General features: G+C 44.8%; 1 protein-coding gene and 1 pseudogene. One reads left to right on the top strand and one right to left on the bottom strand.

Annotated features, from left to right (window positions below; genetic code table 11):
- Nucleotides 1-247: 247 nt before the first annotated feature.
- Nucleotides 248-976 carry a methyltransferase gene (locus tag GF617_RS26795; protein WP_203452774.1) on the top strand — a complete coding sequence of 243 codons (729 nt, stop codon included), beginning with the start codon at nucleotides 248-250 and terminating at the stop codon, nucleotides 974-976.
- A 142-nt stretch (nucleotides 977-1,118) separates the two neighbouring features.
- On the opposite strand, the pseudogene GF617_RS26800 reads toward GF617_RS26795, so the two are convergent.
- A pseudogene (locus GF617_RS26800) lies at nucleotides 1,119-1,556 on the bottom strand (MFS transporter); the annotation flags it as partial.
- Nucleotides 1,557-1,699: the final 143 nt, after the last annotated feature.

A 1,699-nucleotide genomic window follows, 5' to 3' on the forward strand; every position in this document is an offset into this window, starting at 1 on the left:
CATATGCCACCAACTGAATACGAAAAACAATATTATCAGCGGCTCGGAAGTGTCTAGATTATCTGTGGCGATTCAGTTTTCTGTAAACTATCTAAACCATACCAACCGTCAGACTGAATGCTAACAGTTTTACCATCATTGTATTGTACTGCTGCACATCCCGTTAAAGCTAATGAGATAAGAAGCATAATTAGGTTTTTCATGGTCTTCCCTAAATACCCGTACAACAACTGTACAAGGGTATCTTATGGCAAGAATTACAAAAAAGGAATCAGCATTACACATACAAGTAATGGATTTAATCCACTCTGATAAGCAACTAACACATGACAATAAAGAGTTTATCTTTAACACCTACAAAGGTGATGGTATAGGGGCTACTGGTGCTTTCTTCACACCTGAAATGCTCGCATGGGATTTCATACTTGATGCTGGCTGTACTGGTCAGTGTATCGAACTATGTGCGGGTATCGGACGTCTCAGTTACTACCAGTACTTAAGAAACAACCCAACACATATTACCTGTGTTGAACTCAATCCAGAGTACGTAATGATCGGGAAGAGGGTACTACCTGAAGCTGAATGGATCGTTGGTGACGTTCTACAGTACTCAGCAGACCGTTTCTATGATGTTGCCTATGGCAATCCTCCTTTCGGTAAGATCAACACGTCAAAAGCGTATACAGGCTGTTATAAGGGTAATGAGTTTGAATACAAGGTGATTGAACATGCGAGTACTTTCTCATCCTATGGGGCATGGATTGTACCGCAAGGTTCCGCAGGGTTTAAGTACTCAGGCCATAGGTACTTTGACGCTACAGTACAGACAGCCAAGTACCAGAAGTTTGTTAATGATACTGGGTACACGTTTCAACCAGGGGTAGGGATTGATACCAGTATCTACAAGGACGAATGGAACGGTACGAAAGTAATTTGTGAGAGCGTCTTAGTTGATTATGACGGTACAAATTCATGATGTATTTTACTTTACGCTTCTTCCAGCGTGGCGTACATGGTCATCGGTGTCTCCCTGTTTTTCGAGATGGTATTCAGGGAAAGAATAGCTGATTCTCCGATTTTGCAAGTATGAAGACGCAAATAAGCATCACGCGTTTGGCTTAATTGTGTGCTGGGTTATTTTGCGCTGTCTTTTCAGTGGATGAAGGCCGCAATGCTCTGGATAAGCTAATCCATGAATAAAGGGCGTTGAACAACACGACACCCGCCGTCACGATAAAGACGGCGCGGAAACCAAAAGTAGCAGAAATACCCGCCCCGACAAGCGGTCCGGTAACATTGCCAATGTCGCGAAATGACTGGTTATAGCTGAATATACGACCTGCGATCTGATTGGTGGAGTTGTAAACCAACAATGTCTGAACGGCAGGTAACAGTGCCCCATCCGCAGCTCCCAGGAGAAAACGGAGCACGCCGAGCTGCCATGGCGATTGCACCATCGACATAGGGATAAGCAATAAGACGGAGATCACCAGGGCACAAATCAGGATTTTTTCCGGACCAATTCGGTCTCCGAGTTTACCCAGCCGGGGTGCACTTGACCTGCCCCCACGATTAGATACAACACTCAGTTAGTAACGTCGGAATCTTCATTCTCAGAATGACCCTTTCTCCAGCCCGCTGCAAATTCAGACGGTGTCTGATAATTCAGCGTGGAGTGCGGGCGGCATTCGTTATAATC

It is taken from the genome of Lelliottia sp. RWM.1 (genome assembly GCF_016859735.1).
In the GTDB taxonomy this organism is placed as follows: Bacteria; Pseudomonadota; Gammaproteobacteria; order Enterobacterales; family Enterobacteriaceae; genus Enterobacter.

Bases quoted from the DNA above. Each gene is read 5' to 3' on its own strand.
- GF617_RS26795 (WP_203452774.1), top strand. From the start codon at position 248: ATGGCAAGAATTACAAAAAAGGAATCAGCATTACACATACAAGTAATG.